Annotated in this window: 23 protein-coding genes; 10 read left to right on the top strand and 13 right to left on the bottom strand. The window is 30.5% G+C overall.

The genetic code is table 11. The features are described 5' to 3' along the window. Positions 1-403: 403 nt before the first annotated feature. Both rpsT and mutM read right to left on the bottom strand, forming a co-directional pair. Positions 404-664, bottom strand: coding sequence for a 30S ribosomal protein S20 (rpsT, locus tag AC5SL4_RS07090; RefSeq protein ID WP_026362696.1), 261 nt, complete (start codon positions 662-664; stop codon positions 404-406). 50 nt (positions 665-714) lie between these two features. Beyond that, complete coding sequence (gene mutM / locus AC5SL4_RS07085) at positions 715-1,578, bottom strand: bifunctional DNA-formamidopyrimidine glycosylase/DNA-(apurinic or apyrimidinic site) lyase (RefSeq protein ID WP_494587332.1); 864 nt, start codon at positions 1,576-1,578, stop codon at positions 715-717. Between the two features lie 35 nt (positions 1,579-1,613). On the opposite strand from mutM, the gene ubiE reads away from it, so the two are divergent. Genes ubiE through AC5SL4_RS07055 form a run of 6 tightly spaced genes read left to right on the top strand, consistent with a single transcriptional unit; the run spans position 1,614 to position 6,742 of the window. Beyond that, positions 1,614-2,318, top strand: coding sequence for a bifunctional demethylmenaquinone methyltransferase/2-methoxy-6-polyprenyl-1,4-benzoquinol methylase UbiE (gene ubiE / locus AC5SL4_RS07080; protein ID WP_011281685.1), 705 nt, complete (start codon positions 1,614-1,616; stop codon positions 2,316-2,318). After that, entirely contained in the window at positions 2,318-3,886 is a 1,569-nt protein-coding gene (gene ubiB / locus AC5SL4_RS07075; protein WP_006997502.1) for a 2-polyprenylphenol 6-hydroxylase, read from the top strand. Before ubiE ends, ubiB begins: the two co-directional genes overlap by 1 nt. Before the next feature lie 8 nt (positions 3,887-3,894). Beyond that, entirely contained in the window at positions 3,895-5,100 is a 1,206-nt protein-coding gene (coaBC, locus tag AC5SL4_RS07070) for a bifunctional phosphopantothenoylcysteine decarboxylase/phosphopantothenate--cysteine ligase CoaBC (protein WP_494587331.1), read from the top strand. Between the two features lie 6 nt (positions 5,101-5,106). After that, positions 5,107-5,544, top strand: a complete 438-nt coding sequence (gene dut, locus AC5SL4_RS07065; RefSeq protein WP_006997504.1) for a dUTP diphosphatase — start codon at positions 5,107-5,109, stop codon at positions 5,542-5,544. Further along, complete coding sequence (locus AC5SL4_RS07060) at positions 5,541-6,296, top strand: HesA/MoeB/ThiF family protein (protein ID WP_494578106.1); 756 nt, start codon at positions 5,541-5,543, stop codon at positions 6,294-6,296. Before dut ends, AC5SL4_RS07060 begins: the two co-directional genes overlap by 4 nt. Continuing rightward, complete coding sequence (locus tag AC5SL4_RS07055; protein ID WP_006997506.1) at positions 6,293-6,742, top strand: SH3 domain-containing protein; 450 nt, start codon at positions 6,293-6,295, stop codon at positions 6,740-6,742. Before AC5SL4_RS07060 ends, AC5SL4_RS07055 begins: the two co-directional genes overlap by 4 nt. On the opposite strand, the gene AC5SL4_RS07050 is transcribed toward AC5SL4_RS07055, so the two are convergent. From AC5SL4_RS07050 to AC5SL4_RS07035, 4 genes are all read right to left on the bottom strand, one after another. Further along, positions 6,735-7,328: a DUF3501 family protein gene (locus tag AC5SL4_RS07050; RefSeq protein WP_494587330.1), complete on the bottom strand. Its 594-nt coding sequence runs from the start codon at positions 7,326-7,328 to the stop codon at positions 6,735-6,737. The two genes, AC5SL4_RS07055 and AC5SL4_RS07050, sit on opposite strands and share 8 nt — an antisense overlap. Before the next feature lie 2 nt (positions 7,329-7,330). Next, complete coding sequence (locus tag AC5SL4_RS07045) at positions 7,331-8,662, bottom strand: (Fe-S)-binding protein (protein WP_006997508.1); 1,332 nt, start codon at positions 8,660-8,662, stop codon at positions 7,331-7,333. Between the two features lie 57 nt (positions 8,663-8,719). Continuing rightward, on the bottom strand, positions 8,720-9,136 hold the full coding sequence (locus tag AC5SL4_RS07040; RefSeq protein WP_006997509.1) for a rubrerythrin family protein: 417 nt from the start codon (positions 9,134-9,136) through the stop codon (positions 8,720-8,722). 104 nt (positions 9,137-9,240) lie between these two features. Beyond that, a complete protein-coding gene (locus tag AC5SL4_RS07035) occupies positions 9,241-9,669 on the bottom strand; it encodes a Fur family transcriptional regulator (protein WP_006997510.1) in 429 nt (142 codons plus the stop codon). A 73-nt stretch (positions 9,670-9,742) separates the two neighbouring features. On the opposite strand from AC5SL4_RS07035, the gene fabA reads away from it, so the two are divergent. From fabA to AC5SL4_RS07015, 4 genes are all read left to right on the top strand, one after another. Continuing rightward, on the top strand, positions 9,743-10,243 hold the full coding sequence (fabA, locus tag AC5SL4_RS07030) for a bifunctional 3-hydroxydecanoyl-ACP dehydratase/trans-2-decenoyl-ACP isomerase (RefSeq protein WP_494587329.1): 501 nt from the start codon (positions 9,743-9,745) through the stop codon (positions 10,241-10,243). Continuing rightward, positions 10,243-11,454 (top strand): beta-ketoacyl-ACP synthase I, encoded by a 1,212-nt coding sequence (gene fabB / locus AC5SL4_RS07025; protein ID WP_494587328.1) that lies wholly within the window; start codon positions 10,243-10,245, stop codon positions 11,452-11,454. Before fabA ends, fabB begins: the two co-directional genes overlap by 1 nt. Then, positions 11,455-12,240 (top strand): enoyl-ACP reductase FabI, encoded by a 786-nt coding sequence (locus AC5SL4_RS07020; RefSeq protein WP_006997513.1) that lies wholly within the window; start codon positions 11,455-11,457, stop codon positions 12,238-12,240. It abuts the gene before it with no gap. A 93-nt stretch (positions 12,241-12,333) separates the two neighbouring features. Next, entirely contained in the window at positions 12,334-12,726 is a 393-nt protein-coding gene (locus AC5SL4_RS07015; RefSeq protein ID WP_271564422.1) for a cupin domain-containing protein, read from the top strand. A 75-nt stretch (positions 12,727-12,801) separates the two neighbouring features. On the opposite strand, the gene pnp is transcribed toward AC5SL4_RS07015, so the two are convergent. The 7 genes from pnp to lnt all read right to left on the bottom strand — a co-directional run bounded on the left by pnp (position 12,802) and on the right by lnt (position 22,099). Further along, positions 12,802-14,874 carry a polyribonucleotide nucleotidyltransferase gene (pnp, locus tag AC5SL4_RS07010; protein WP_494587327.1) on the bottom strand — a complete coding sequence of 691 codons (2,073 nt, stop codon included), beginning with the start codon at positions 14,872-14,874 and terminating at the stop codon, positions 12,802-12,804. Between the two features lie 21 nt (positions 14,875-14,895). Continuing rightward, positions 14,896-15,144, bottom strand: a complete 249-nt coding sequence (gene rpsO / locus AC5SL4_RS07005) for a 30S ribosomal protein S15 (protein WP_006997516.1) — start codon at positions 15,142-15,144, stop codon at positions 14,896-14,898. 13 nt (positions 15,145-15,157) lie between these two features. After that, positions 15,158-15,526: a 30S ribosome-binding factor RbfA gene (gene rbfA, locus AC5SL4_RS07000; protein WP_271480381.1), complete on the bottom strand. Its 369-nt coding sequence runs from the start codon at positions 15,524-15,526 to the stop codon at positions 15,158-15,160. Further along, positions 15,526-17,730: a translation initiation factor IF-2 gene (gene infB / locus AC5SL4_RS06995; protein WP_271480380.1), complete on the bottom strand. Its 2,205-nt coding sequence runs from the start codon at positions 17,728-17,730 to the stop codon at positions 15,526-15,528. The genes rbfA and infB overlap by 1 nt, the downstream gene beginning before the upstream one ends. 10 nt (positions 17,731-17,740) lie before the next feature. Next, positions 17,741-19,294 carry a transcription termination factor NusA gene (gene nusA / locus AC5SL4_RS06990; RefSeq protein ID WP_494587326.1) on the bottom strand — a complete coding sequence of 518 codons (1,554 nt, stop codon included), beginning with the start codon at positions 19,292-19,294 and terminating at the stop codon, positions 17,741-17,743. 98 nt (positions 19,295-19,392) lie between these two features. After that, positions 19,393-20,562 (bottom strand): methionine adenosyltransferase, encoded by a 1,170-nt coding sequence (metK, locus tag AC5SL4_RS06985; protein ID WP_494587325.1) that lies wholly within the window; start codon positions 20,560-20,562, stop codon positions 19,393-19,395. After that, on the bottom strand, positions 20,555-22,099 hold the full coding sequence (gene lnt / locus AC5SL4_RS06980) for an apolipoprotein N-acyltransferase (protein ID WP_494587324.1): 1,545 nt from the start codon (positions 22,097-22,099) through the stop codon (positions 20,555-20,557). The genes metK and lnt overlap by 8 nt, the downstream gene beginning before the upstream one ends. Position 22,100: the final 1 nt, after the last annotated feature.

The raw sequence follows: 22,100 nt of genomic DNA, 5'->3' as shown, positions 1-22,100 counted from the left end.
AAAAATTTGTAGGAATAAGGTCAGTTAGAAGCAAAATAATTTTTTTGCAATAAATAATTTTGTAAAAGCAAAAATAAATAAAATTAATATTTGCAATAAATAATTTAGTAAAAATAAAAATAAATTAAATCTATAGGTGATTCATTTCAAACGGGAATATTCTCTCTAAGCTGATATAATATTACAACCAAGAGGTGGTCTGTTTTAAATCTTAAAAATTATTTTGCCACAGTGTTGTTTGATTGAACGATTAAGTTTTACAAATTTAAAATCTATGATTGTGTGATTTATAAATTATGTTTCTTATTGTTTTACTAAATCTATATATAGTTAATCTAAAAATTTGATTTCTTATATGATGTAAGTATTATTAGTTGAAATTTAAAATAGTCGTATAAATTTATTATAAGCCTGAAATTTTCTTTGTTATTCTCGAAATGTTTCTTGAAGCATTTGCTTTCTTTATAATTCCAGTTTTTGCAACTTTCATTAACTCAGAGTTCAACTTTGGCAAGAATTTTAGAGCTTCATCTTTTTTCTTTTCTACCAAAAGAAGGTTCATTTTTTTTATAGCATTTCTGTACTTGCTCTTACGAGCCTTATTAACCAATGTTTGTGTAGCAATTCTTCTAATTCTTTTAATTGCTGATTTTGTGTTTGCCATAAGCGCAGTGGTATAGCTTGAGAATTTATACTGGTCAATAGAATAATTCCCTATTTTTGGCATGTATTACAATAGAATGTTGACCTATTAGATATAAATATTTTCTGAATTTTCCCATTACATTTAGTTCTTAAGCAGCTTAGATTTTCTCTTTGATACACCCTAAATTCTTTTTGGAAATTTCCACTTTTTCCAGTGATGTTTTTAAAATCTCGAATACTTGACCCTCCTTTTTTAATAGCCCTATTAAGTACACTTTTTGAATAAGTAATAATTTTTTTGCAATCTTGCTTAGTTAACTTTGATGCATAGGTAATTGGATTAATTTTACATAAAAATAAAATTTCACTAGCATAAATATTTCCAATTCCTGATACAAATTTTTGATCTAATAAGAAACTTTTTATATCCTTTTTTTTATTTGTGAAATAACCAATTAAATATTCTAAGTTAAAATTTTTAAAAAATGGTTCAGGTCCTAAATGACTAAATCTTTTTTCAAGTTCCTTCTTGTTTTCTATAAATTTAAAAAATCCAAATCTTCTAGGATCATTGTATATAACTCTTAAACCTTTAAAATGAATTTCAACATGATTATGTTTTTTTGGTAGGCTTGGTGAATTATAAAAACTAGTATTGGTAAACTTACTAATATTATTTTTTTTTATTAAATGAACAGTTCCAGACATCCCTAAATGAATTAAACAAAAAGATTGATCAGAAAAATTCAAGATCAAATACTTTGAAAATCTAGTTACTTTTTTAATAATTTTATTTTTTAATAATTCTTCAAATTTTAAAGGAATTTTAAACCTTAAATTTCTATTCGTAATTATTATTTTTTTGATTTTTTTATGCTCTAATTTTTTAGATAGCGATTGTTTGACTATTTCTACTTCTGGTAATTCTGGCATTTGAGACTATATTATCAATAAATAATAAATTTAATATGCAGCAATATCTCCAAAACAAAAAGGGCCTTGTCCAAAGTGTCTTTGATAATGTCTATGACAAATATGATTTAATGAATGACTTTATGTCATTGGGTGTTCATAGAATTTGGAAAAAAGATCTATTAAGTTGGATGAACCCTTCAAATAATAAAACTTTAATTGATGTCGCCTGCGGAACTGGAGATCTTGGTAAACTTTTTTTAGATGCAACTGATAAAAATGGTGAAATATTTTGCGTTGATCCAAATAAAGGGATGATTGGTAAAGGCAAAGAAAAGTTAAATACTTATAAAAATATCAATTGGATAATTGCTCCAGCTGAAAAGTTGCCTATTAAAGATAATTCTTGTGATTATTATACAATTAGTTTTGGACTACGAAATACTAAAGATCTAAATAAAGCTTTATCAGAAGCTTATAGAGTTTTAAAACCAGGAGGTCGTTACTTATGTTTAGAATTTTCTAAAATTCAAAACTCTAATTTAGACTTTATATATAAAAATTATTCAAAACTTATTCCTTTAGTTGGAAAAGCTATAGTTGGACAAAAAGAACCTTATGAATATCTGGTTAAAAGTATTGAAGAGTTTATTAATCAAGAAGAGTTAATTGATTTAATGAATAAAAATAAATTTGTTAACTGCAGTTATAGAAACTTATCAGGTGGAATTGTAGCTATTCATTCAGGCTGGAAAATCTAATGTTAAAAAAAATATTCATCTTATTTAAATTAGGAAGAAAATTAGCTCGTTCTGATATATTAACTATTCTTTCTAAATTTAAAAAACCACCATTAGCAATTAAGATTCTCTTCCAAATACTTTCATTTTCTTTTTCTCCACCTAATAAAAATAATTTAAACGAAAATGAAGGAGCAAAACTTTCTAAGTCGCTACAATCAATGGGAACTACATTTATTAAGTTAGGACAATTTTTGGTTACTAGACCTGATATTATCGGAGATGATTTAGCAAAACAGTTAGAGGGCTTACAAGATAGATTGCCCGCTTTTACTTTAACTGAAGCAAAGGCAATAATTAAAAAAGACCTAGGAGATGATACTTTCAATTCAATCATTGATTTAAGTGAACCAGTTGCAGCAGCTTCAATAGCACAGGTTCATAAAGCAAAAATAAATGACAATGGAACCATAAAAGATGTTGCTATTAAAATTTTAAGACCAAATATAAAAAAAGTATTTAATGAAGAGATAGATGCTTTGATGCTTTTTGCTTTTATGGTTGAGTCATTTATAAAAAAAACAAAAAGGCTGAAATTGGTAGAAGTAGTTTTTCTTCTTAAAGAAATAACTAATTTAGAAATGGATTTAAGATTTGAAGCAGCAGCTGCAAATGAATATGCCGAAAATACAAAGAATGATGCAGGTTTTAGAGTTCCTGCTATTTATTGGAATTTTACAAGCGAAAATGTCATGACACTTGATTGGGTAGAAGGCGTTTCTATTCGTGAAACAGAAGATTTACAAAAAAGAAATATAGATACTAAGAGAATAGCCTCTGATGTAATTCAGCATTTTTTAAGACATGCTGTTAGAGACGGTTTTTTTCATGCTGATATGCATCAAGGAAACATATTTATTGACGATAATGGGCAAATTGTTCCTATAGATTTTGGAATAATGGGAAGATTAGACAATCTTAGCAAAAGATTTTTAGCTGAAATTTTATTTGGATTTATTCAAAGAGACTACAAAAAAGTTGCTGAGGTACATTTGGTTGCTGGTCTAGTTCCTAAAGATGTGCCTGTTAATGATTTAGCACAAGCATTAAGATCAATTGGTGAACCAATTTTTGGTCAATCTGTAAAAGATATTTCTGGGGGAAAATTATTAAAACAACTTTTTGAAGTTACTGAAAAATTTAATATGCAAACTCAACCTCAATTATTAATGTTACAAAAAACAATGGTAGTGGTTGAGGGTGTTGCGAGAAAACTTAACCCTAATACCAATATATGGGAAACTTCAAAACCAGTTTTAGAAAGTTGGTTAAGAGAAACAAAAGATCCAATTAATACCTTAAATGAAAGTTTAAAAAGTACTACTGAGGTAATTAAAAGATTGCCTGATTTTCCAGAGATTATGGATAAAGCCAATCAAGCTTTATCATTTTTAGCAAGTGGGCAGATCCCCCAAAATTCAAATTCATTTACAGCCTTAAATGAAAAGAGATCTGAAATGACTGCCTTTAGAAATCAGTCTATTGTTGGTTTATTACTGCTTGTAATTTTTGGTCTAGTAGTATTTTAATTCTCACAATGAATAATATATCTGAAAGAAAAATACTTTTAATAATATGTGGTGGCATATCTGCTTACAAAAGTTTAGAATTAATCAGATCATTAAAAAAATTAGGTGCAAAGGTTAAAACTATTCTTACTAAAAGTGCTAAAGAATTTGTAACTCCTTTGTCCGTTGCCTCACTATCTCAAGAAAAAGTTTATGACGATTTATTTAGCCCTGAAAATGAGGCTGAAATGGATCATATTTCACTATCTAGATGGGCAGACTTAATTGTTGTAGCTCCAGCTACCGCTAATACAATCTCAAAATTAAGCACAGGGTCTTCAGATGATCTTGCTTCAACTGTAATTTTGGCTTCAGATAAAGATATTTTTTTAACACCAGCAATGAATGTTAGAATGTGGAACCATCCATCGACGAAAGAACACCTTAAAAAATTAAAATCATTTGGTTATAAAATTATAGGTCCTGAAATTGGAGATATGGCCTGTGGAGAATTTGGTGAAGGGAAAATGACTGAACCAGATAATATTGTTCAAGAAATTAATTTATACTTTAGTGAATTAAGTAAAAATTATAAATTAAAAGCCTTAGTAACGGCTGGACCAACTAATGAATATATTGACCCTGTAAGATTTATAACAAATAAATCTTCTGGAAAACAAGGTTATGCTTTAGCAAAAGCATTTGCTAAAAAAGGATTTCAAACCACTTTAATTTCTGGACCTACAAATTTAGAAGTAGGCAACAATATAAACTTAATTAAAGTAGAAACTGCAGACGAAATGTTTAAAGCTGCACAAAATAATTTACCAACAGATGTAGCAATTTTTTCAGCAGCTGTTGCTGACTTTAAAGTTAAAGAAATAAGTAATAGCAAAATTAAAAAGCAAGAAAAATTAAATCTAGAACTAGAAAAAAATATTGATATTTTAAATTATGTATCAAAACATAATTCTCTTAGACCAAAGTTGGTAATTGGATTTGCTGCAGAAACTAATAATATAGAAGAAAATGCAAAAAAAAAATTAGATGAAAAAAACTGTGATTGGATAATTGCAAATGATGTTTCCAATAAAGCAATTGGATTTGACTCTAGTTTTAATGAAGTTTCGATTTATTATAGAGATAAAAATATGGATGATGAAAGGCTTACAATAAAAAGTAAATCTGAAATTTCTGATGAAATAGTAGATAGAGTTATTAAAAGATTAAATTAAAATTCAGTGGCTAAAGTATTAATCAAAAAATTAAATCCTAAAGTAGAATTACCTGCTTACAAAACAGATGGTGCTTCAGGTATGGATTTGATGGCTTTTATAGAGGAGCCTATTAGAATAGCACCTAATAGCTCATATTTGGTTCCTACAGGGCTTTCAATGGCATTTTCAGAGGATTATGAAGTTCAAATTCGTCCTCGATCTGGTTTGGCTGCTAAAAAAAGTATTACAGTTTTAAACACTCCGGGGACAATTGATAGTGATTATAGAGGAGAAATTAAAGTTATACTTTTTAATCATGGTAAAGAAGATTTCCTTATCAACAATAAAGATAGAATAGCACAAATGGTCTTAATGCCTGTAATTAAGATGGAGTTTGAAGAAACAGATAATTTACCTGATACATTGCGAGGTGACGGTGGATTTGGCTCAACAGGTAAATGAATAGCCAATTAAAAAAAGCATCAATAGAAAGATACTCAAGACAAATAGTACTAAAAGATATTGGCACTATTGGACAAAAAAAAATTATATCTTCAAAAGTTTTAATTGTTGGAATGGGTGGTTTAGGATCTCCTGTTGCAGAATTTCTTGCAAGAGCTGGGGTTGGTTCGATAGGTATAGTTGATGATGATAAAGTTAGTTTATCTAATCTGCACAGACAAAGTCTTTATAACACCAGCGATATAGGAAAATTTAAAGTTCAAGTAGCAAGGGTTAAAATTAAAAAAATAAACCCAAGTATTAAAATTAAAATTTACAAAATAAGACTTGATAAAAATAACTTTAAGAAAATTATAAAAGATTATGATTATATAGTTGACGGTTCTGATAATTTTTCAACAAAATTTTTATTAAATGATTTTTGTTATAAATTTAAAAAAATACTTGTAACCGGAGCCATAAGTAAATTTGACGGTCATATATTTACTTTTAATTTTAAAAATAAAAAAATTCCATGTTTAAGATGTTTTTTTCAAGACTCTGATATTTCAGATGACTTATTAAATTGCGAGTCAGAAGGTATTCTTGGCACTGTTGCTGGTATAATTGGAACAATACAAGCAAATGAAGTTTTAAAGAAAATACTTGGTATTGGAAAAAGTCTTGATGGATATATTTTTATCTTAGATTTATTACAATTAAATTTTAGAAAAGTTAAATTTAAAAAAAGAAAAAACTGTTTTTGTAAATGATAAAAAAAATAGCTATCTGGTTTTTGTGTCTATCAGTTTTATTTGGTCAATTTTCAATGGCAGAAGAAAAGTTTCTTTCTTTAAAAAAAAGTAAAGTAAATGTTCGATATGGACCAAGTTTTGATTCAAAAATCAAATATATTTATAAAAAAATAAATTTACCGATAAAACAAATAGATCAAAAAGAAAATTTTAGGAGAATTGTAGATTTAAAAAATAATAGTGGATGGATCCACATTTCTCAGATTAAAAAATCAAATTCTATTATTATTTTAGAAGATAAAATTTTATATAAAAAACCATCTAACTTTTCAAAACCAATAGCCAAACTAGAAAAGGGAAGACTATTAATCTTAAAAAAATGTGAAAATATATGGTGTAACGTAAAAACTGAAGATTATTCAGGCTGGGTCAAAACTGAAAATATCTGGGGTTCTATTAGATAAAATCATCACATAGCGATTTAATGCTATTTTCTGATAGTTTTGTTGTGTGAGTATACTCTTTATGATCAATCCCAAGTTCAATAGTTGCACTATCTGATTTAAATTTAGAAATTTGATCACCATTTAATTTGAAATGGATAAACTGTACTGAAGAAGCTTTTCCTTCTGCTGATGTTCTGTCAACATCTGCTTCTGGAACTGCTTTAACAATTTCATTATTAATTTTCATAAATACCTTTTCTTCGATACCTCCAACTTTACCTAAAAATTTAGCTCTTGAAATTGGATTATCAATTTCAAACATTAATGTTGCTATAAGTTCTTTTCCACTTGGTACTAAGGGATTGTAGGCTATTAATTCATCTTTTAATTGCTCATCTCCACCTTTTTCGATGTGAAGCATTTCTTGAACTTGGGCAACCATAGTTTCAAAACTTTCAAAATAAAAAGTAGCATAAGGACCAAGTGCTATTCTTCTATCTTTTTTAAACTCAACTAAATCTTTTCTGATTTGTTTTCTACTTTTTGCGTAAACATCAGATGGTAGTAAGTCTTCTTTTTCTATTAGTCTTTTTTCTTTACTCATAATTACAATCTATAACTTTTTGCCATTAATTCGATAGGATGAAGTGCCTCATCATTTGAAATATTTGTGTCTGTTTCTAATTGTTTCAAATGCTTACCTGCCAAAGGACAATCTGAAGCCATGTATTTATTATTTTTATTTTTAATTTGTTTTGCTGTTGGTGTTCCAACTTTTATAGCTAGATCGTGAGTTTCCTTCATCACACCAAAAGTTCCTCCGTGACCAGCACATCTTTCAACAACATCCATTTTTATATTAGGAATGAATTTAAGCATATCTCTAGATTTAATACCCATATTTTGTGCTCTTGCATGACAAGCGTTGTGAACTGTAACCCCGCCATCAATTTCTTGTAAGCCCTCTGCTAAGCCTTCGTTTTGTGCTATATCAACGATATACTCATCTATATCACTAACACTTTTTGAAAGTCTTTTAATATTTTCATCGTTTGGTAATAGCAATGGCCATTCAAATTTTAACATTAGACCACAGCTGGCTGTTAGAGTAATAATTTGATAACCCTTATCTACCCACTCTAATAAATCTTTGGAAACTTTTTTAGCTTGCTCCACAACTTTTGGTAAATCTGCTTGCTCGAGATAAGGCATTCCACAACAACCTGGGTAAGCCTCTTGAACCTCTACTCCATTTTTTTTTAAAACTTTTAATGCAGCTACACCAGTGTCTTTTTTATTAAAATTAACAAAGCATGTTGAATAAATTACAACTTTTCTATCTTTAGATGGAGCTTCACTGTTTACTGGAATATTATTTTTTTTAAAATATTTTGTAAATGTTTCTGAATTGTAGGTTGGAAGCTTAACCCTCATATCAATTCCAGCAACTAATTCTAATATTTTTCTAAAAAATGTATTTTTAATGTTTGATGCCCAGTTTATAAGTGATGATAACATTACACCAATTTTTGCATTTCTATCAATTCGAGCTAATTGTGCCGGTACTGCAGGTAATTTATTTAATTTTTTTTGAGCTGTTCTGTATCTCAACATTAAGTGAGGAAAGTCTAAATCAAAATCATGTGGCGGTACATAAGGACACTTGGTCATAAAACACATATCACACAATGTGCAAGCATCTACTACAGGTTCAAACTGTTCACTTTTTAAACTTTCTACATCCTCATTTTCTGACTCATCTATCATGTCAAATAATTTTGGAAACGAGTCACATAAATTAAAACATCTTCTACATCCATGGCAGATATCGAATGCTCTTCTCATTTCATCATCTAATTTTTTAGGATCTAAAAAATCTGGATGCTCAAAATTGATTGGGTGTCTAATGGGTGCGTCTATACTGCCTTCTTTACTCATATTTAAAATTTTAGGATTTAATGGTGGGGGAAAACCCCACCATAAATTAAGTTTTATTTACGCAATAGATTCTAATGTTTTTTGGAATTTACCTGCGTGTGATTTTTCAGCTTTTGCTAAAGTTTCAAACCAATCAGCTATTTCTGGAAAACCTTCTTCTCTAGCTGTTTTTGCCATACCTGGGTACATGTCTGTATATTCATGAGTTTCACCTTGTACTGCTGAAGCTAAATTTGCTTTAGTCTCACCAATTGGTAGTCCCGTTGCTGGATCTCCAACTTCTTCAAGATACTCAAGGTGTCCATGTGCATGACCTGTTTCACCTTCGGCTGTAGATCTAAATACAGATGCTACATCGTTATAGCCTTCGATATCTGCTTTTTGAGCAAAATATAAATAACGTCTGTTTGCTTGGCTCTCACCTGCAAATGCATCCTTTAAGTTTTCTTCTGTTTTACTTCCTTTTAATGACATATTTTTCTCCTTAATGATTATGGTGCACATATAATCATTCTAAACTGTAAGTCAACAGTTTAGAATTATTTTAATGTAATTATTAAATTATTGAAATTATTGAATTATTTTTGAGTTTGATTATCAGTTGCAACTTTAATCAATACTTCTACTGATTTTATTTTTTTTCCTGTGATATTTCTTTTTATATTCACTGAATCAATTTCTTCGTTGCTACAATCAATCAACTCATTTGTATCTTCGTCAAAAAAGTGATGGTGTTCAGTTACGTTAGTGTCAAAATAACTTTTATCACTATTAATTGAAATTTCTTTTAAGTATCCTTTTTTCTTAAATGCATGAATTGTATTATAAACTGTTGCTAGGGAAATTTTTTCACTCAACTTTTCTTCAATAATTTTGGTCAAATCATTTATCGTAAAATGAAAAGTTTTTTCAGGTGAAAACAATACTTCACAGATTTTTAACCTTTGTCTAGTTGGTCTTAAGCCAGATTCTCTCAGTTTTTCTTTGTATATATTAATATTATTCATTGTTGTTTATAATAATTCTAAACTATTTCTATATTATAATCATCATAAATCAAGTATTAAGGGACTGAAATTTATGAAAAAAAACTCATTCACATATAATGAGCTAATAAGCTGCGGAAATGGAGAACTTTTTGGCCCAGGTAATGCAAAATTACCGCTTCCACCAATGCTCATGTTTGATAGAATAACAGAAATCAACGAGGACAATGGTACTTTTAGCAAAGGCTCTTTAAAAGCGGAGCTTGATATCAAAAAAGACCTTTGGTTTTTTGATTGTCACTTTAAAGGAGACCCTGTTATGCCAGGTTGTCTTGGCTTGGATGCTATGTGGCAGTTAGTTGGTTTTTATCTTGGTTGGCTTGGCAATCCAGGCAAAGGGAGAGCTTTAGGTGTGAGTACAGTAAAATTCACTGGTGAAGTTTTACAAAATGTTAAAAATGTAAGATATGAAATTGATATGAAAAAAATTATGGCACCAGGTGGAACAACAGTTGGTTTGGCAAATGGTTTAGTATTTGCCGATGACAAGAAAATATATTCAGCAGAAAGTTTAAAAGTGGGGTTATTTAAATAATGAGAAGAGTAGTAGTTACAGGTTTGGGAGTTGTTTCTTGTTTGGGGAATAATCAAGAAGAAGTTTATCAATCTCTTTTAAATTCAAAATCTGGAATATCTTTTTGCGAGGAATATAAAGAGCATAATTTAAGAAGCCACATTCATGGCAAACCAAATATTAAACTTGAAGATCATGTCGATAGAAAAACTATCAGATTTATGGGCTCTGGATCTGCATATAATTACATTGCAATGAAAGAAGCTATTAAGGATTCAGGATTAGAGGATAAGGATATAAGTAATTTTAAAACTGGAATAGTTATGGGTTCTGGGGGTCCTTCAATAGAGAATGTTGTTTTATCAGTTGATAAGACTAGAGCCAAAACTCCAAAGTTAATGGGACCATTTATTGTTCCAAGAACTATGGCTAGTACATCTTCAGCAACTCTTGCTGTACCTTTTAAAATTAAAGGAGTTAATTATACGATGAGTTCTGCGTGTGCAACTAGCGGACACTGTATCGGTCATGCAAGTGAATTAATTCAAATGGGTAAACAAGACGTTGTGTTTGCAGGTGGTAGTGAAGAATTACACTGGGCAATGACTGCAATGTTTGATGCGATGACTGCATTATCTTCTAAATACAATGATGCACCTGAAACTGCTTCTAGAGCTTATGATAAGACTAGAGATGGCTTTGTAATAGCAGGTGGTGGTGGAGTTTTGGTGCTTGAGGAATACGAGCATGCAAAAGCAAGAGGTGCAAACGTATATGCTGAATTAACAGGCTATGGCGCGACTTCTGACGGGTATGATATGGTAGCCCCATCTGGTGAAGGTGCTGTTAGATGTATGAAAATGGCTTTAGCAACTGCTAAGAATAAAATGGACTACTTAAACACTCACGGAACTTCAACTCCTGTTGGAGATATAACAGAACTTAGAGGTGTTGGAGAAGCATTTGGTGCTGAGGTACCAAAAATAAGTTCTACTAAATCCCTTTCTGGTCACCCACTAGGTGCTGCTTCAGTTCATGAGGCAATTTATAGTTTAATCATGATGAAAAATAATTTTATCACAGCTTCAGCTAACATCACTGAAATGGATGATGAAGCAAAAAAATTCCCAATCGTTACTAAAACTGAAACAGATGTTAAATTAAACTCTGTTATGTCTAACAGCTTTGGTTTTGGCGGAACAAATGCAACTTTAATTTTTGAAAAGGTTTAAATGAGTTTAATGAAAGGCAAAAGAGGATTAATCATGGGCGTTGCCAATGAAAGGTCTATCGCTTGGGGTATTTCGCAGAAACTTGCAGAAGCTGGAGCAGAACTTGCATTCACTTATCTTGGTGATGCATTAAAGAAAAGAGTAATCCCTTTAGCAGAAAAATTAAATTCAAAAGCTACATTTAGTTGTGATGTTGAGAATAAAGAAGAAGTAATAAAACTTTTTGAAGATATTAAATCTGAATGGGGACAAATAGATTTTGTGGTTCACGCAGTTGCATTTTCAGATAAATCAGAATTATCAGGTGAGTATTTAAACACTACTAGAGAAAACTTTTTAAGAAGTATGTTAATCTCATGTTTTTCATTTACAGAAGTTGCAAAAGAAGCATCTAAAATAATGAAAGAAGGTGGAAGCATGTTAACCTTAACTTACGAATCTACTAAAGCTATTCCAAATTATAACGTAATGGGTGTTTGTAAATCAGCTCTTGAGGCAAGTGTTAAGTATCTTGCAAGAGATTTAGGTGCTAAAGGCATGAGAGTGAATGCTATAAGTGCTGGACCCATTAAGACTTTAGCAGCTTCTGCTATTGGAGATGCAAAATTCTTATACAAGTGGAATGAAGATCATTCTTTCCTTAAAAGAAACGTAGATATTCATGATGTTGGAAATTCAGCATTATATCTATTAAGCGACCTTGCAAATGGTGTTACTGGTGAAATTCATTATGTAGATGCTGGATACAACAAGGTTGGAATGCCAGATCCTAAAAATATTACTTAAAATATAGTTAAATTTAGTTAAAAAAATTTGGAAGAATTTTTTAGACTTAATAATTTATATTTAAAAAAAATAAAACATAAGCTAAGATTTTGAATGATTTTTGTAAAAAATCTTGCTTCTGTTTTAAGTCAAGAATGGTCATCAACTGAAAAGTATCCTGGAGTAAGGTGGAAATTTTTAATTGATGCAGATTTTGATGGTAGTTCTGGTTTATCCCTTGGTTTTGCTGAAATAGCGCCTGGTGGAGATTTAACCCTTCATTATCACTCACCAGCGGAAATATATGTAGTTACCAGTGGTACAGGAATATTAAATAAATCAGGTGAATTTGAGACAATTAAAAAGGGCGATGTAGTTTATATAGCTGGAAATGCTGAACATGCATTAAAAAATAATGGAAAAGAAACCCTTGAGTTTTATTGGATTTTTCCGACAGATCGTTTTTCAGAAGTAGAATACTTTCCAGCAAAACAAAAGAGTGTGTAAGGTTTTTAATAAAAGCCCCATAAAAAAAAACCCCCAGAACTTTCATTCCAGGGGTTTAGAATTTTAATTTAAAAATTATTCAGCAGCTTGTTTCATAGAAAGTTTAACTTTACCTCTATCGAAACCAATCACTTTAACTTTTACTTCATCACCTTCTTTAACAATATCAGTAACTTTTTCTACTCTTTTAGTAGCAAGTTCTGAAATGTGAACAAGACCATCTTGTTTGCCTAAGAAATTTACAAATGCTCCAAACTCCATAATCTTCATTACTTTACCTGAGTAAATTTTATTTAGTTCAGCTTTTGCTGTGATGTCTTTGATCATTTGCATAGCAATGTTTCTAGACTCTTCGTCCGGAGCAGCAACAGTGACCACACCTTCATCGTTTACATCTAGTTTAGCGCCTGATTTTTCAACAATCTCTCTAATCGTTGCTCCACCTTTTCCAATTACAGCTGCAATATCTTTTTTATCAACAGTAATTTGTTCCATTTTTGGAGTGTGTTCACCAACATCAGCTCTTGATTCACTTAAAGCTTTATTCATTTCACCTAAGATATGAATTCTTCCTTCTTTTGCTTGTTTTAAAGCCTGCTCCATGATTTCAAATGTGATACCTGTAATTTTAATATCCATTTGAAGCGAAGTAATTCCATCTTTAGTTCCAGCAACTTTAAAGTCCATATCTCCTAGGTGATCTTCATCACCTAAAATATCTGACAAGACACTAAAGTCATCGCCTTCTTTAATTAACCCCATTGCAATACCTGCAACTGGCTCTTTAATTGGCACTCCAGCATCCATAAGTGCAAGAGATGCACCACAAACACTCGCCATTGATGAAGAACCATTGGATTCTGTAATTTCTGATACTATTCTGAAAGTATATGGAAACTCTTCCTTTGGGGGTAATGAAGAGTTAATTGCTCTCCATGCTAATTTTCCATGACCAACTTCACGTCTTCCAGTTCCAATTCTTCCAGTTTCACCAACTGAGAAAGGAGGGAAGTTGTAATGAAGCATAAATCTTTCTCTATGCTGTCCATCTAAACTTTCCAATCTTTGTTCGTCATCAGATGTACCTAAAGTAGTAACCACAATCGCTTGTGTTTCACCTCTTGTAAATAAAGCTGATCCGTGAGTTCTTGGTAAAACACCAACTTCACACTCAATAGCTCTTACATCAGCCAAGCCTCTGCCATCAATTCTTTTTTTATTTTTAAGAATATCAGTTCTAACAATTTTCTTTTCAAGATTTTTTAATTCATCATTAACATTGAAATCAGAGTAATTTTCATCATCTGCAAAAAGTTGTTTTGCTTTATCAGAAATTTCTGAAATTTGATTTGATCGTTCTTGTTTGTCTATTGCTGCAAAAGCTTTAGTTAAATCTTCTGTAAAGTTTTCTTCAAGTTTTTTCTTAACTTCCGATAAATCTTTTTTTTCAACAGTCCATTCTGGTTTCCTGCATTCTTTTGCAAGTTCCTCTATCATTTCGATTACTGGGACAAAACCTTCGTGACCAAATTTAACTGCATCTAACATTACTTCTTCTGTTAAACCTGACGTTTCTGACTCAACCATAAGCACAGCATCTTTAGTACCAGCCACAACTAAATCTAAAGTAGAGTTTTCTAACTCAGCTTTTGATGGGTTTAATATGTATTTTCCATCAATTAAACCAACTCTTGAAGCACCTACAGGCCCCATAAATGGCATTCCTGAAATGGCTAATGCAGCTGATGAAGCTGTAATTGCTAAAATATCTGGTTGGTTGTCTTTATCATATGAAATTACAGTTGGTAACAACTGAACTTCGTTTTTGAATTCACTTGGAAACAAAGGTCTGATGGGTCTATCAATTAATCTTGAAATCAATTGTTCACTTTCAGTTGGTCTTGCTTCTCTTTTAAAATATCCACCAGGAATTTTACCACCTGCATAATATTTTTCTTGGTAATTTACAGACAGAGGAAAATAATCCATATCTGGATTTACTTTTTTGGCTCCTACTACTGTTGCTAAAATAACTGTTTCACCACATGAAGCAATGATTGCTCCGTCTGCTTGTCTTGCTACTTTACCTGTTTCTAAACTTATCTTCTTACCTGCTACTTCAATTTCCTTCTTGTATACTTTGAACATCTATTTTCCGTTTCCTTCTGTCTATTTTCTTAAATTTAATTGAGTTAATACATTTTTGTAAGAATCAAATTTATTTTTCTTTAAATATTCTAACAATTTTTTTCTTCTATTTACCGCTCTTAATAATCCAACTGAAGAGTGTTTATCTTTTTTGAATTGTTTAATGTGTGCTGAAAGAGTTTCAATTTTTCCTGTTAATAATGCAATTTGTACTTCTGAAGAACCAGTGTCCTTCTCGTGCATTTTTAATTCTTCTGCTTTTTTCGTCATACTATTTATTTTCCTATTTATTTGTTTGTTTTATTAAGTTTTCTATTTTTTCTGCGTACTCAAATGAGTCGTCTTTAGCAAAAAGTATTTTTGGTAAATATTTCATAATTATTTTTTTAGATAAAGCTTTTCTAATTAAGAAAGAATATTCTTTTAATTTTTTAATAACTAGCTCCGTATCTTTACCGCCTAATGGTAATACGTAAGCTTTTGCAATTTTAAGGTCTTGACTCATTTTTACTTCAGTAACCGTTATAGTGTTAGTTTCTAAATTCGGGACCTTAGCTTCATTTCTGGCAAAAATCATGCCTAAAGATTGCCTAATCATCTCTCCAACACGCAATTGTCTCTGTGATACTGGTTTTCCTATTCTATCAGCCATTATACTGTTCTATCCGTTGTGGTCGTACTAAAGGCCTCTATTGTATCGTTTTTCTGGAAATCTATAAAGTCCTTAAGCGTTATTCCACACTCTTGGCCATTACTAACCTGTTTTGCCTGATCTTTTTCTCTAAAAATAGTACTTATTTTACCCGTATAAATAATTGCTCCATCTCTTACTACCCTAGCACTTGCGCCACTAGTTATTTCACCTTCAGTTACTTTTGAGCCTGCAACTTTTCCTGTACCTGAAACTTTGAAAATTTCTAAAATTTGAGCTGTACCAATAATTTTTTCCTGAACATCTGGAGCAAGAAGTCCTGACATTCTTAATTTAATATAATCCAAAACTTCATAAATAATATTATAAGAAGAGATTACAATTTTTTCATTTTCTGCTAATTTTTTTGCTTCCTTACTTGGTTTAACATTGAATGCAATTAGTGCAGCGTTAGATGCTTTTGCTAAAGTTACATCTGTTTCTGTTACCATTCCAATATCAGATAAAATTATTTTAGGTTTTACTTCATCATGGGTAATTTGATTAATCGCACTTTTGATTGCCTCTGCAGATCCATGAACATCTGATTTTACGATAATATTTAATTCTGCCGCTGACTTATCAGCAAAAGCTGAGTCTTGAGTAGCAAAAGTTAAAGGACTTCCACCAGTTTTGCTTTCTTCTGCTCTATTCTGACTTAATGTTTTTGCCTCTTTTTCTGAATCTAGTACAATAAAATCATCTCCAGATTTAGCCGCTCCATTAATTCCAAGAATTTCAACTGGCATTGATGGTGGTGCTTCATTAACATTTTCTCCTTTATCATTAATTAAAGCTCTTACTTTTCCCCATTTTAATCCACTAACAAAGAAATCACCTTTTTTAATTGTTCCAGATGTAACCACAACTGTTGCAACAGCTCCTCTGCCAATATCAATTTTAGATTCTAAAACAATTCCTGTAGCTTTAGATTCAAAGTCAGTTTTTAAGTCTAAAATTTCTGCTTGTAGAACAATCGACTCTACTAACTTATCTAAATTCTTTTTATTTTTTGCAGAAATTTCAACCATTAAAGTATCTCCCGATAGATCTTCTGCAATAAGTTCATATTCTAAAAGTTGGTTCTTTATTTTTTGTGGATCTGCTTCAGGTAGATCACACTTGTTAATTGCTACAACAATTGGAACGTTCGCAGCTTTTGCATGTTTTATAGATTCTATTGTTTGAGGTTTAACACCATCATCTGCAGCAACTACTAATACTACAACGTCTGTTAATTTTGACCCTCTAGCTCTCATTTCTGTAAATGCAGCATGACCTGGTGTATCAATAAAAGTCAGTTTATTAGATTCATGTTGTATTTGGTAAGCTCCAATGTGTTGTGTTATTCCACCAAATTCACCAGAGACAACATTCGCACTTCTTAAAACATCTAATACCGAGGTCTTTCCATGATCCACGTGGCCCATCACAGTTACGATTGGTGGTCTATTCTTTAAATTTTCAGATCTAGACTCTTTTATTTTTTGAATAATTTCTTCTGCTTTTGTTTCTCTAATCGGATTGTGACCAAATTCTTTTACTAAGTATTCAGCAGTATCTGCTGCTAATGTTTGATTAATAGTAACTGTAACACCCATTCCAAATAAATGTTTAATTACATTGCTTGATTGCTCAGCCATTCTGTTAGATAGTTCTCTCACTGTTATAGCTTCAGGAATATTTACATCTCTTTTTACAGGCTTTAAGCTTTCTTGAATTTCTTCTTTAGTTAGTTCTCTATTTTCTTTTAATTTTGCTCTTTTAAGCGAAGCCATACTTCTTGATCTTGCTTCGATCTCATCACTTAATGCTCTTGATACTGTTAATTTTAATTCTCTTTTTTTAGTTTCAGGTTTACCTGTATCCCCTTTCAATCTTCTAGTTGCTCTTTGTTCAGCTAACTTACGTTTTTCATAATCATTAGTTATTGGAGAAGCCGGTTTAGGTGCTGATGTGGTTCTTGGAGGGAAACTACTTGTTGTTGATACTGCTGGTTTTGACCTAACACTAGCAGGTCTAGTAAAGCTACTTCTAGGTGCGAATTTGCTGGGCTTTTTTTCAATTACAACGGAATTTTTACTTTGAGTTTTTGCTAACTCTATATTCTCTATCGATTTCTTGGCTATGCCAGACAGTGTTAATTTTGTTTTTTTGTTTTCCATATTTCATTACTCAATCTTTGTAAATTATGCTTCTTGCAGACATAATTAATTCATCCGCTTCTGTTTTTGATAAAGCAAAATCTTCAAGGTATCCTTGAATCTTAATTCTTTCACCTTTCACAACATCATAACCACCTGTTAATTCATCAGAAGCTAGGTCTGCAAAATCTCCTAATTTTAAAATCTTTTGCTCTCCTAAAGTAACTAACATTCCTGGTGTCAGTCCTTTGTGATTTATAAGATCATCTTGAAGTCCCAAATCTTTAATTCTTTGGGTAATATCTTCTTGATCTTTTTGGTAAAACTCTTTTGCTCTTTCAATCAAAGCCTTCGCAGTGTCTTCCTCTATACCTTCAATTTTCATTAAATTTTCTGGTGAGCTATCTTTAATATCTGAGATTGAAGAAAAACCTTCAGCAACAAGTAATTGTCCTAATGTTTCGTCCAACTCTAAATTTTTAACAAAGTTTTCAGTTTTTTCTTTAAATTCAGATTGTCTTCTTTCAGAATCTTCTGCATCAGTCATTATATTAATTTCGTAATTTAATAATTTAGTAGCAAGTCTTACGTTTTGACCTCTACGACCAATTGCTTTACTTAAATTTTCTTCTGTTAGAATTACATCTAATTTTTTTGCAACACTATCAACATTTACTCTTTGAACTTCAGCAGGTGACAATGCATTTGAAACTACTATTGCTGGATCTTCAGACCAATTAACAATATCAATTTTTTCACCTTGTAATTCGTTAACCACTGCTTGAACTCTTGATCCTCTCATACCGACACAAGCTCCTACTGGATCTAATGAAGTATCAACTGCTTTAACACAGATTTTTGCTCTACTACCAGGATCTCTTGCTGATGATTTGATTTCAATTAAACCATCATAAATTTCAGGAACCTCTTGAACAAATAATTTTTCCATAAATTTTGGATGTGCTCTTGATAAAAATATTTGTTGTCCTCTAGCTTCTCTTTTAACATCATAACAATAAGCTTTAACTCTATCTCCAGCTTTAATGTTTTCTCGAGGGATCATTTCATTTTTTTGAATAATTGCTTCAGTTCTGCCTAAATCGACTATCACATTTCCAAATTCTAGACGTTTAACAATTCCACTTAGAATTGAATCTTTTTTATCTATAAAATCATTGTATTGTCTTTCACGCTCTGCTTCTCTTACATTAAAACTAATAACTTGTTTTGCTGTTTGCGCAGCTATTCTTCCAAAATCAAAAGAGGGAAGCGGTTGTAAAATTTCGTCACCAATTTTTTTATCTTTGTTTGCTTCATTTAAAATGATTGCATCTTGAAGATTAATTTCTGTATTTGTATTTTCTGGTTTTTCTACAACAATTAATTTTCTGAAAATTCCAATATCACCACTTTCTCTGTCTATTAAAACTTTAATTTCATTGTCCTGTCCAAATTTTGATTTGGCAGCTTTTGCAATTCCCGTTTCCATGGAATCTATAATTAATTCTTTATCTATAGACTTTTCCAAAGCAACTGCTTCAGCAATTCTTAATAATTCTAATTTATCTGATCTTCTATTTAACATAAGTTTATTAGCTCCAAAAAAAAATGGGCTAAAGCCCATTCTGTAATTTCAATAATGTAAGGGCAATATATAAAGATTTTTTTTTAATTCAATAGCAACTATTTAGAAAAAACGTCTTTTTTATCAGTTTTTTCCCATGAAAATGAGCCGTTAGCTTCAGGCACTCTTCCAAAATGACCATAAGCTGCTGTTTTTTCATAAATAGGTTTATTTAGGCCAAGCATTTCTCTTATACCTCTTGGGCTTAAATCAAAATTTTCTGAGATTTTTTCTGTTACAAATTTATTTTTTTCTAAATCATTATCAAATAAATCTACATAAATTGATAAAGGTTTAGAAACTCCAATTGCGTATGCTAATTGAATTAAACATTTTTCAGCAATGTTAGATGCAACAATATTTTTAGCAATATATCTTGCTGCATAAGCAGCTGATCTATCAACTTTAGTTGGATCTTTACCAGAGAAAGCTCCTCCACCATGAGGTGCTGCTCCACCATAAGTATCTACAATAATTTTTCTACCTGTTAAGCCACAATCCCCATCTGGGCCACCAATTACAAAATTTCCGGTTGGGTTTATATATAATTCTTCTTCATTAAAATCTTTCAAAAACTTTTCTGGAATTGATTTTAATAAATAAGGTTTTAATAATTCTCTAACTTTAGCTTGATCTACATCTGCTGAGTGCTGTGAAGATATAACAACTGATTTTACTTTGGTTGGTTTTCCATCTTCATACTCAAACGTAACTTGACTTTTTGAATCTGGCTCAATATTTTTTAATTTTCCAGATTTTCGATCTTCCGCCATTAATCTCAAAATCTTATGAGAATAATGAATTGGTGCTGGCATTAATTCTTCAGTTTCGTTACAAGCATAACCAAACATTATTCCTTGGTCACCCGCTCCCTCATCTTTATTACTTGATGAGTCCACACCCATCGCTATATCAGCAGATTGTGCATGAAGGTGGCTTTCTATTTTTGTAGCTTCTCTCCAAGTAAAACCATCTTGATCGTACCCTATATCCTTGATGCATTCTCTTACTTTTTGAATAAGATCTTCTTCTTTGATGCTTGGTCCTCTTACTTCTCCAGCTAAAACAACTTTATTTGTAGTGGTTAAAGTTTCACATGCTACTCTTGAAAAAGGATCACCTGAAAGAAAGCTATCCACAACCATATCAGAAATACGATCTGACACTTTGTCTGGATGTCCTTCAGAAACAGACTCGCTTGTAAATAAAAAATTTTTTAAATTACTCATGTGTGATTTTCTTAAATGAAAAAATTAAAAAAATATATAATAAAATAAGTATAAAAAATATCTTATCCCCATAATTCATATAAGGTGTAGATTTAAGGATTTTACTCTCTTTAAAATCAACATATCCAATAGTGCCAAACTCAACTTTTTTTTCTATAATACCTATTGGATTAACAATGGCAGATATTCCATTGTTTGCTGATCTAATTACATATTTTCCACTTTCAATTGATCTAAAGATACTGTGTGCAAAATGTTGCTTTGGGCCAATAGAATTTCCAAACCACCCATCTTCTGAAATATTGATTATATAATCAAAATTTTTGTCTTTAAATAATCTATTTGAATAAATAATTTCATAACAGATTAAGGGAAGTAATTTTAATTCTATCTTGTCATTTTTTATTAAAAGTGCTTTTTGGTTCTCACCTTTTGAAAAAGATTGGTAATCATTGGTTACTGTTTTAAGTCCTATTAAACTAAGAACTGATTCAAATGGAGTAAACTCTCCAAATGGCACTAAATTAATTTTGTTATAACTATGAATTAAATCCAATTTATTATTAAAAATCGCCATTGAATTAAAAAATAAATTTTCACTATTTTTAATTTTTACACTATTTAGACCCATGATAATTAAATCATCACTCGAAAAACTATTTGAAAATAATTCCTTATATATATCCATATCTCTTAAATAACTGTCTGGAATAATTCCTTCAGGCCATAAAAAAATCGTTGGTTCTTTTTTTTCTGGGCTACTCAAGGTAATTAGTTCTTGTATTATCTTTAATTCATCCTGCTTTGAATAAAATCGGTCTAAACTAATATTGGGTGATACGGCTCTTATTGTAAAATTATTTTTAATATCAGCTGTAGTATTGAATTGATTATATTTTAAATTGCCAAAAACTAAAAAACCTACAGAAATTATTATAAAGAAAAAACAGACAATAATTTCTTTTTTGGTTTTTCTTAAGATAAATACAGCTGGAACAGTAAACAAAGATATACAAATTAAATTGAAAGAATAAGTCCCAATTACTGAAAGAATTTGAATAAAATAAATACTTTCTGAAAAACTAAAAGCAATTAAATTCCATGGAAAACCAGTAAGAATGGACCCTCTAATAAATTCAATAGATCCAAATAAAATTGAAAAAATAAAAAATGTACTAACAATATCTCTAGAATAAAAGACAGAAAACAAATAAGTTATAAATCCATAAAATATTGCAAGAAAAGCAGGAAATAAAACTATAGCTATTGGTATTAAAAATTTAAAGCTTTCATCAAAAGTTAAAGAAATTGCAATCCAATATAAACTACATAAAAAATAACCAAAACCAAAAAACCATCCATATTTAAAGAACGATTTATTATTTGGATTAGTTTTTTTTTGTGTAAAAAGAAAAATAAAGAATAACGAAAAAGTAAAAAAATTAATTATAAAATAATTATAAGGTGGCAAGCTGTAAGAGCTGATAGCACCTAAAAAAAATACATATAATATGTTTAAAAAATTTTTTTTAAGCAAG

This window comes from Candidatus Pelagibacter sp. PS_02 (genome assembly GCF_059418065.1).
This window is presented reverse-complemented; position numbering and strand designations above follow the sequence as displayed.

Bases quoted from the DNA above. Each gene is read 5' to 3' on its own strand.
- rpsT (WP_026362696.1), bottom strand. From the start codon at position 664: ATGGCAAACACAAAATCAGCAATTAAAAGAATTAGAAGAATTGCTACA.
- mutM (WP_494587332.1), bottom strand. From the start codon at position 1,578: ATGCCAGAATTACCAGAAGTAGAAATAGTCAAACAATCGCTATCTAAA.
- ubiE (WP_011281685.1), top strand. From the start codon at position 1,614: ATGCAGCAATATCTCCAAAACAAAAAGGGCCTTGTCCAAAGTGTCTTT.
- ubiB (WP_006997502.1), top strand. From the start codon at position 2,318: ATGTTAAAAAAAATATTCATCTTATTTAAATTAGGAAGAAAATTAGCT.
- coaBC (WP_494587331.1), top strand. From the start codon at position 3,895: ATGAATAATATATCTGAAAGAAAAATACTTTTAATAATATGTGGTGGC.
- AC5SL4_RS07060 (WP_494578106.1), top strand. From the start codon at position 5,541: ATGAATAGCCAATTAAAAAAAGCATCAATAGAAAGATACTCAAGACAA.
- AC5SL4_RS07055 (WP_006997506.1), top strand. From the start codon at position 6,293: ATGATAAAAAAAATAGCTATCTGGTTTTTGTGTCTATCAGTTTTATTT.
- AC5SL4_RS07050 (WP_494587330.1), bottom strand. From the start codon at position 7,328: ATGAGTAAAGAAAAAAGACTAATAGAAAAAGAAGACTTACTACCATCT.
- AC5SL4_RS07045 (WP_006997508.1), bottom strand. From the start codon at position 8,662: ATGAGTAAAGAAGGCAGTATAGACGCACCCATTAGACACCCAATCAAT.
- AC5SL4_RS07040 (WP_006997509.1), bottom strand. From the start codon at position 9,136: ATGTCATTAAAAGGAAGTAAAACAGAAGAAAACTTAAAGGATGCATTT.
- AC5SL4_RS07035 (WP_006997510.1), bottom strand. From the start codon at position 9,669: ATGAATAATATTAATATATACAAAGAAAAACTGAGAGAATCTGGCTTA.
- fabA (WP_494587329.1), top strand. From the start codon at position 9,743: ATGAAAAAAAACTCATTCACATATAATGAGCTAATAAGCTGCGGAAAT.
- fabB (WP_494587328.1), top strand. From the start codon at position 10,243: ATGAGAAGAGTAGTAGTTACAGGTTTGGGAGTTGTTTCTTGTTTGGGG.
- AC5SL4_RS07020 (WP_006997513.1), top strand. From the start codon at position 11,455: ATGAGTTTAATGAAAGGCAAAAGAGGATTAATCATGGGCGTTGCCAAT.
- AC5SL4_RS07015 (WP_271564422.1), top strand. From the start codon at position 12,334: ATGATTTTTGTAAAAAATCTTGCTTCTGTTTTAAGTCAAGAATGGTCA.
- pnp (WP_494587327.1), bottom strand. From the start codon at position 14,874: ATGTTCAAAGTATACAAGAAGGAAATTGAAGTAGCAGGTAAGAAGATA.
- rpsO (WP_006997516.1), bottom strand. From the start codon at position 15,144: ATGACGAAAAAAGCAGAAGAATTAAAAATGCACGAGAAGGACACTGGT.
- rbfA (WP_271480381.1), bottom strand. From the start codon at position 15,526: ATGGCTGATAGAATAGGAAAACCAGTATCACAGAGACAATTGCGTGTT.
- infB (WP_271480380.1), bottom strand. From the start codon at position 17,730: ATGGAAAACAAAAAAACAAAATTAACACTGTCTGGCATAGCCAAGAAA.
- nusA (WP_494587326.1), bottom strand. From the start codon at position 19,294: ATGTTAAATAGAAGATCAGATAAATTAGAATTATTAAGAATTGCTGAA.
- metK (WP_494587325.1), bottom strand. From the start codon at position 20,562: ATGAGTAATTTAAAAAATTTTTTATTTACAAGCGAGTCTGTTTCTGAA.